Below are 7,393 nucleotides of genomic sequence, written 5' to 3'. Positions count from 1 at the left end.
CACCACCGCCAGCGCCAACTCCGGCCACCTCGCCTTCACCCTCACAGCAAGACGAACGACCAGGACGATAGACCTTCAGAATCCCCGAAATCTCGTCAACGTCCACAGAAGCCGGAGCACCAGCAGAAACGCCCAGGTCCTGGGGCTAGAGAGGCCAAAGAAGCCCAGTGGAACTCAAGGGTTATTAGTTAGACCTGCAGGAAACGTGCGGTCGCCGGAGAAGGACCGGCGGCCCAAGGGGTGAACGCCGGATCGACGGCCTGGAGGAAGTGCCGCGCGTAAGGGTCGTCGAACAGCCGGTCCGGTCGGCTGCTCTCCTGGGCGCGCAGGAGAGCCACGCCCAGGGCGGTCGCGCCGATTCCGGCCAGGCTCTCGGGGGCGGTCGGTTCTTGTGTCACGGGGTTGTCCAGCTCCTCTTCTTGACAGGCGGTGTCACGGGCGGGCGCCCAGGGCGAGGAAGTAGTCGCTCACGGGTGCGAAGTCGACGCTGTCGCCCCGGAAGCCGACGTACTTGTCCGGGCGGATCAGGTACAGGCTGGGGCGGCGCACGCCGTAGCGGTTGTGCGCCTCGCTGCGCAGGTCGGCGAAGACTCCGTCCATGGGGTCGTGCGGCAGGTGGCCGCGGGTGATGACATGGATCTCGCCGTGCCCGGCCATCGCCTCGTGTGCGGAGGCCTGCCAGGCGGCCAGGGTGGCGGAGTCCGTCGTGTCCGCCGCGAACAGGACGAGGTGGTGGCCCGGCGTCCGGAGGATGTGACGGAGTGCCACCGGCCCCTCACGGTTCTCAACGTAGACGTCCCGTACCAGCTCGCCGGCTTCCGGTCCGGTACAGGCGACATCACTCCACGCTCTGGCCGGCGACTCGTGCCAGCGTTCGAAGACGAGGCGGCTGTCGCGGTAATGGACGAGGTGCTCGCCGAAGGCGTTCGACAGTCGCTGTTGCACGGGATTGAGCTTGCCGAGCAGGCGCAGCGCGTGCCGCCTGGCTCTGCGGGCGACCAGGGTGGTGCCGGTGGCGACCTTCGTGGTGGTCGAGGTGGCGTCGACCACGGCCTTGACGATGGGCCAGCGTTCGGCCTGGTAGCTGTCCAGGAGGGACTCCTCGGCGCGGCCGGTGACGACGAGCGCGAGTTTCCAGCCCAGGTTGTAGGCGTCCTGCATGCCGGTGTTCATGCCCTGGCCGCCCACCGGGCTGTGGCTGTGCGCGGCGTCGCCGGCCAGGAGGACCCGGCCGTGGCGAAGGCGGTCGGCCAGGCTCTCGCGGGCCACGAATGACGAACTCCACTGCAGGTCGCGTACGTGAGAATCCAAGGGTGTGCGTTCGGCGACGTAGGCGGCGAAGTCGTCCAGCCCTGGGGCCTGCGGCGGCCGGTCGTCCGGCGTGCTGGCCAGGATGCGCCAGTAGCCCCCGATCATGGGGAAGACGGCCACCAGGCCGGAGGCGTCGAAGTAGACATGGAAGCGGTCCCGGGTGAGCGGCCAGTCCACGGCGACGTCGCCCAGGATGAACCCCCGCTTCAGGTCGGCTCTCTCCCGGGTGATTCCAGCCGTCTCGCGCACGGTGCTGTGGGCGCCGTCGGCGCCGATCAGCCAGCGGGTTTCGCGCCGTTCGCTGCGGCCGTCCCCGTGCTGGAGTTCCACGGTGACGCCGTGCTCGCCAGCCTGCTGCCCGACCAGGCGGGTGTCCCATTCGATGGTGACTCCGAGCTCCTCGGCGCGCTCGCGCAGCAGCGTGACCGTCTGCCACTGCGGGATGCACAGGTCCAGCGGGAACGGGGAGTCCACGGCCGTCACGTCCATCTCGGCCAGTGTTGTGGTGCCTTGGTAGAAGTTCAGCGTGTGCAGCGGGACGCCTCGTTCGATGGCGGCTTGGGCCAGCCCGAGATCGTCTAGCATCTCCAGCGACCGGGCCACGATCGACACAGCCCGGCTCTCCCGGTGGTCCGCGCGCCCGGCGTCGATGATCCGTGGGATCACGCCCCGCCGTGCCAGGTCGATGGCCAGCACCAGGCCGGTCGGCCCCGCGCCGACGATGAGAACGTCCTCTTTCGCAGTCGACAAACCCACTCCTTAGAACGAATGATCGTTCTTTTTAGAAGAGCATGCCCTGGCCGTTCTAGTCAAGAGCGAATGTTCGTTCTCTATTGGGCGGCTTGTGCGGGCGCTGACATCAGGGCTCGCATGCCGTCCCTGAAGGCCACCGAATCCGCGTGGCCGTACACCGCACGGCGCACCAGGAACCCGTCCACGAGCGCCATCAGCACATCGGCCACATGCTCGGCCGGGACGTCGGCCGGCAGCAGCCCGTGCTCCTGGTGTCGCACTACGAGGCCGCCGACCACACCGCGGGCCTCCGCCATGACCTCCTTCAGTTTCGCGCTCAGCGACGGCGATCGCAGCGCCTCCGACCAGACCTGGACCAGCAGCTGGGCCGCCTCCTGCGATCCGGACAGCGGGGGGCGGTCGACCCCCAGCACGAGATCGACGATGTTGTCCAGATCCGGCGGCCGCGCGGCGTCGTCCGTCTCGAACGCCGACGCCACCTCGGCGAGAGCCTCAGCGGCGGTCGCCGCGATGATGTCGTCCTTGCTCTTGAAATAGCGGTAGACGGCCCCGGCCGACAACTCGGCCTCGGTCAGCACGTCCTGCATGGACGTGGCGTGGAAACCATTGCGAAGGAAGCAGCGCCGCGCGGCGTCCAGGATCTGGCGGCGGCGGGCTTCGAGATGCTCCTTGGGCATGCGTGCCATGGCATCACAACGTAGAACGAACATTCGTACTTGACAACTTTGCTGCCTCTCTCTTAGAAAAGGAATGTTCGTTCTCTTTGCCGCGAAAGGTCACACCATGTCGTTTGTCGCCAACACACTGAGCACTCTGGTCGCTCTCGTCTTCCTGCTCGCCGGCGCCCAGAAGGTCCTGTTACGGGATCCCGTGACGGCCAACCTGCTCAGGCTCGGCGTCGGCTCGACGATGACCCGATCGATCGGCGCCCTGGAGATCGCCGGCGCCCTCGGGCTCGCGGCCGCCCTCTGGCTCAAGCCGCTCGCCATCACGGCCGCGGCCGGTCTCACGCTGCTGTTGATCGGCGCAGTGGGATTCCACCTCCGCGCCCGCGACTTCACGCACCGGCGCCACCGCTCCCACGCCGTGGCACCCGTAGTGCTGGCCGTGGTCACCGGAACAACCATGGCCTTGTTGCTCGCGACTTCCTGAGCGAAGCGCGCGGTGACAGCACCGCTTCATCGCTTGGGGTCGCATGGAACTACCCGCCGCCGAATCCGCCAACGGCGAGCCCGGTCCCTACCGCGCCGCCATCGTCGGCAAGCCGGCGCGCATCCGCCGCGCGCAGCAGGACGGCCTCCTCGATGCGGCCTGGGACCCGATCGACATCATGGCCCCGGTCTCCCAGATCGCCCTCACCTGGAGCGACCAGGCAGAACTCGCCGCCCTCGCCCCGGCCGCCCGCCGCCTGTGGAAACGCTCGCAGGAACTGCTGGACTGAACGCACAGTTCCGCCCAGGGCACGTCGGGGTGGTGGCTGGCGCCATTCGGGCCAGTCAAGGGGAAGGAGCTGGGCGGGGCCAGGCGGTGAAGCCACAGCAAGAAGGGCGAGCCCGGGGCCTGCTCGGCAGCGTCTCCCGTGATCAAAGGAGATCCCGGGGCGTTCATCTAACGACCGTCTGATGAACACCGGCCGGAGCACGTCCGGACGAGCCCCCGCGCCTCCTCAGAGCGTTCATCTTGCCGTTCGTTTTCCAGTAGCGTTCAGCTACCTGACATTACACGTTTGATGAACGGAGGACGCTCCTCGATGGCGCTCATCGGCCTGGTCCGGGTCAGCACCGACAAGCAGAACACCCAACGGCAGCACGACGCCCTCGACCCCATCTGCTGGAAGGTCTTCGAGGAGAAGAGCAGCGGCAAGCTCATCACCGACGACCGGCCCGCACTGCTGAACGCGCTGGCCTACATCCGCGACGGCGACCTGCTCACCGTCCAGGAGGTCGACCGCCTCGGCCGCAACCTCCTGGAAGGACTGATCGTCCTCAACGACCTGTTCCAGCGCGGCGTCGGCGTCAAGGTCCTGGAGGGCATCGCGGCCGGCGAGCACACCGAACGCTCCCTTATCCTCGACCTCGCGCTTGCCCTGGCCGAAGACCGCCGCCGTGACATCACCCGCAAGACCAAGAACGGCCTCGAAGCCGCCCGCAAACGCGGCCGCGTCGGCGGTCGCCGACCCGTGGTTGACGACGACAAACGTGCCGCCATCCTCGCCCGCCGCGAATCCATCCGCACCATCGCCACCGGCGTCAAGGTCTCCATCGGCGTCGTCCACAAGACCCTCACCGACGCCAAGGCCATGGACACGTAAGCCACCCCGGTGAACACCAGCATTGGAACCACCGATGGCGACAACCCTTGCCCTGATGGCTCGCTAACGCCACTGGCCGGTCGGTTGCTGCTCGCCCCCTTCGAGATGCCCCACACTAGGGCTAAGCCCTGCTATGGGGTAGAGCAGCACGGTCACCCCCAAGGCGGCGGCGATGGTGAGGACCGTGCGATGGAGCCGCTTCGCCACGGCGGCACCCGCGATGAAGTTCCCTGCGACGCCCGCCATGCCGAATCCGAACAGCAGCGGCCCGACGAGTTGCTCATCGATGCCGGACAGATCCCGCAGCACGGGGCTGATGAACGTGTAGGCCGCGAAGTGGCCGGTCACGATCAGGAAGGTCGCCAGGATGCCGACCCGGACGCCCTGGTTGCGGAACTGGTCGGCGAGCCGCCGCAGGCCGACGGGCTGAGCAGCGGTCAACGGTGGCAGCACGGCCAGCAGGGCGACCAGCACGACCAGTGCGAGGGCGCTCAGCGCGCCGAACGCGATCCGCCAGCTCGCCAGCCCGCCGATCACTGTGCCGATGGGGACGCCGAAGACGTTCGCTGCCCCGACGCCGCCGAAGATGATCGCCGTGGCCCGGGGCACGAGCGGGGCGGGGACGAGCCGGACGGCCAGACCGCCGGCGATGGCCCAGAACCCGCCGATCGCCACCCCGACCAGCACGCGGGCGGTGATCAGGAGCGGATAGTTCGGGGCCAGGGCGGAGCGAGCGTCATGAGTCCCATCAAGGCGACAAGCAAGAGCCGACGATCCATCCTGCCGACGAGTACCGGGACCGATGAATTCGAGACGAACAGGGGCCTGACTTCGACTGTCCTGCGACAACGGGCGACAGTATGGCGTCAGGTTCGGCGGGTCTCCGCATCCTGCCTGGCGGCTGCGCTCCTGTCCTCACGTTCCCGTGCGAAGGCCACGCTGACTTCACCCATCACTTCATGGACCGTGAAGGGCTTGCCGCACCCTTCGCACACGGTGCCGCTTAGACCCACCTCGCGGCCGCATGTCTTGTGGAGGTGATGGACGGCGACCTCTTCCTCGGGCTCCTTGCACCATGTCTCGCCCCATGCCCGTAGGGCGAGCAGCACCGAGGCGAAGGCTTCGCCCTTGTCGGTGAGGTGGTACTCGTAGCGGCGGGGCCTTTCGCTGTAGGCACGGCGTTCGAGCATGCCGTCGGCCTCCAGTCGTTTGAGGCGGTTGGTCAGCATCTGCGGGGAAGTCAGGGTCTGGGCCTGCAGGGTGTCGAAGCGGCGGTTGCCCATCGTCAGCTCCCGCATGATCACGAGCGTCCAGCGGTCCCCGATCACCGCGCTCGAACGCGCGATGGGGCACACCGTGCTTGTGATTTCCGACCAGCCGCCCATGCCGACGTCCTCCTCGTGAACTCGTTCGGTCCTCCCATCATCGCATAAATCGATCGAGTTGGTATGAAAAATTGAGTTGGTAACTATGATTTCTTGAGTTACTGTGTGACGAGTCGAGCGAGTGTCCGTCGCACAAGGCGCGGACTCCTTGGCGCTACTGGAGGGACGACTGATGGCCGATACGCAGTACGAGCCGGCGCATACGGGGCTGCTCCTGGTGGACCCCTACAACGACTTCCTCTCCGAAGGGGGGAAGGCGTGGCCTATGGTCGAAGAGGTCGCTACAGAGGTCGGCCTGCTCGACAACCTGCGCGCGGTGACGGCCGCGGCGCGTGCGGCCGGCATCCAGGTCTTCGTCGTCCCGCACCGTCGCTGGCGTGAGGGCAACCACGCGAACTGGAACTACCTCAATGCCTACCAGGCCGGCGGCATCCAAAATCAGATGTTCGCCGAGGGAACCTGGGGCGGCGACTGGCACCCGGACTTCGTTCCTCAGGCGAACGATGTCGTCGTCCACGAGCACTGGGGGCAGAGCGGGTTCGCCAACACCGATCTCGACCTGCAGCTCAAGCAGCACGGCATCACCCATGTGGTGACCGTCGGCATGCTGGCCAACACCTGCATCGAGTCGACCAGCCGCTTCGCCATGGAGCTGGGGTACCACGTGACCTTGGTGCGCGGAGCGACCGCCGCGTGGACTCGGGAAATGCTGCATGCGGCCCACGACCTGAACGGCCCGACCTACGCCCACGCCATCGTGACCGCCGACGAGATCGGCACTGCGTTCAAGGGGGCACAGGTCTGACGCTCACCGTAGAAGGGGTCCGGTAGCAGTAGCCGTAAATCCAACGAAGTTACCTCTGACCTGCGGTGACGCGGCCTTTGTGTAGGTCGGCGGGGGTTCGGTGACCGTCGTGGGTCGCATCGGATGCGAGGATCCCCGCATGAGAGGCGACGCCGTGGCCGTTCGGGGTCAGGATTCTTCAGCCGGGGTGACCCGAGGGCGCCGGGTCACCCCGACGTGACGAGCGAGTCGCACCCGCCCGTCCTCGATGCACACGGCGTACGCCGCCAGCCGGAAACTCATCCCCGCCCCTCCCTGACGCACCAGCACTTCGTGCCGCTGAAGCTCCGCTGGCACGGACTTACTGATCAGCAACATTGGATGGCAACGATCAAGGTTTCCCTGGCGCGGGACATCGACGGTTTACCCGTCACTACGGGTGACATGCGGCCAAATAATGTCGCAGATTCCCGGTCAAGGTGCGTTGCAGGTCACATCCGGCCCGGGGGGGCCCGCGCGCGCCAGCGCGAGAGGGTCCCGAAACTCCCGAAATCCTGGAGCCCTGCGTCGAGTGGAGGGTGTCCGACCGCAACTGCTACCGGGCCGGACACCCCGCGGTGACGCGCCCCCCTCCAGAACGCTGCCCCCGCACTCCCTCCTGGATACCAGTAGCCAATTGATCACGCTGTGCGAACGACGGAACGCCGCGTTTGGCCTTTCCCCATGATCTCGATGGGCGGTCACCGGCCTTGGACCAGGCGCTCACGCGTACGCGCGTAGACCTGGCCGGAAAGTCCGGAAACGGCCTGGCTCATGGGCCGGTCCCGGTGGGCGCCAGCTCGACGTCGA

At 67.2% G+C, this 7,393-nt stretch carries 9 protein-coding genes; 4 read left to right on the top strand and 5 right to left on the bottom strand.

The annotated features are described in order from the left end of the window. Positions 1 to 188: 188 nt before the first annotated feature. The 3 genes from EJK15_RS66000 to EJK15_RS65990 form a co-directional block, all read right to left on the bottom strand. Positions 189 to 398 (bottom strand): class I SAM-dependent methyltransferase, encoded by a 210-nt coding sequence (locus EJK15_RS66000; protein ID WP_240778066.1) that lies wholly within the window; start codon positions 396 to 398, stop codon positions 189 to 191. Positions 399 to 432: 34 nt separating this feature from the next. Next, entirely contained in the window at positions 433 to 2,061 is a 1,629-nt protein-coding gene (locus EJK15_RS65995) for an FAD-dependent monooxygenase (protein ID WP_171075366.1), read from the bottom strand. A gap of 80 nt (positions 2,062 to 2,141) precedes the next feature. Then, entirely contained in the window at positions 2,142 to 2,741 is a 600-nt protein-coding gene (locus tag EJK15_RS65990; RefSeq protein ID WP_206062213.1) for a TetR/AcrR family transcriptional regulator, read from the bottom strand. Between the two features lie 106 nt (positions 2,742 to 2,847). On the opposite strand from EJK15_RS65990, the gene EJK15_RS65985 reads away from it, so the two are divergent. From EJK15_RS65985 to EJK15_RS65975, 3 genes are all read left to right on the top strand, one after another. Next, positions 2,848 to 3,216: a DoxX family protein gene (locus tag EJK15_RS65985; RefSeq protein WP_171075365.1), complete on the top strand. Its 369-nt coding sequence runs from the start codon at positions 2,848 to 2,850 to the stop codon at positions 3,214 to 3,216. A gap of 28 nt (positions 3,217 to 3,244) precedes the next feature. Next, complete coding sequence (locus tag EJK15_RS65980) at positions 3,245 to 3,505, top strand: hypothetical protein (protein WP_276615605.1); 261 nt, start codon at positions 3,245 to 3,247, stop codon at positions 3,503 to 3,505. A gap of 288 nt (positions 3,506 to 3,793) precedes the next feature. Then, complete coding sequence (locus tag EJK15_RS65975; RefSeq protein ID WP_240778065.1) at positions 3,794 to 4,375, top strand: recombinase family protein; 582 nt, start codon at positions 3,794 to 3,796, stop codon at positions 4,373 to 4,375. 63 nt (positions 4,376 to 4,438) lie between these two features. On the opposite strand, the gene EJK15_RS65970 is transcribed toward EJK15_RS65975, so the two are convergent. Together EJK15_RS65970 and EJK15_RS65965 are read right to left on the bottom strand one after the other, a co-directional pair. Next, positions 4,439 to 5,224, bottom strand: a complete 786-nt coding sequence (locus EJK15_RS65970; RefSeq protein WP_276615604.1) for an MFS transporter — start codon at positions 5,222 to 5,224, stop codon at positions 4,439 to 4,441. Between the two features lie 17 nt (positions 5,225 to 5,241). Continuing rightward, positions 5,242 to 5,760 carry a winged helix-turn-helix transcriptional regulator gene (locus EJK15_RS65965; RefSeq protein WP_138720385.1) on the bottom strand — a complete coding sequence of 173 codons (519 nt, stop codon included), beginning with the start codon at positions 5,758 to 5,760 and terminating at the stop codon, positions 5,242 to 5,244. 172 nt (positions 5,761 to 5,932) lie between these two features. Between EJK15_RS65965 and EJK15_RS65960 the strand changes: the two genes are divergently transcribed. Then, positions 5,933 to 6,565 carry a cysteine hydrolase family protein gene (locus EJK15_RS65960; RefSeq protein ID WP_138720384.1) on the top strand — a complete coding sequence of 211 codons (633 nt, stop codon included), beginning with the start codon at positions 5,933 to 5,935 and terminating at the stop codon, positions 6,563 to 6,565. Positions 6,566 to 7,393 lie beyond the last annotated feature (828 nt).

The sequence above is a fragment of the Nonomuraea basaltis genome, assembly GCF_005893125.1.
Classification (GTDB): domain Bacteria; phylum Actinomycetota; class Actinomycetes; order Streptosporangiales; family Streptosporangiaceae; genus Nonomuraea; species Nonomuraea basaltis.
The sequence above is the reverse complement of the archived record's forward strand: the minus strand, read 5'-3'. Positions and strand labels throughout refer to the sequence as shown.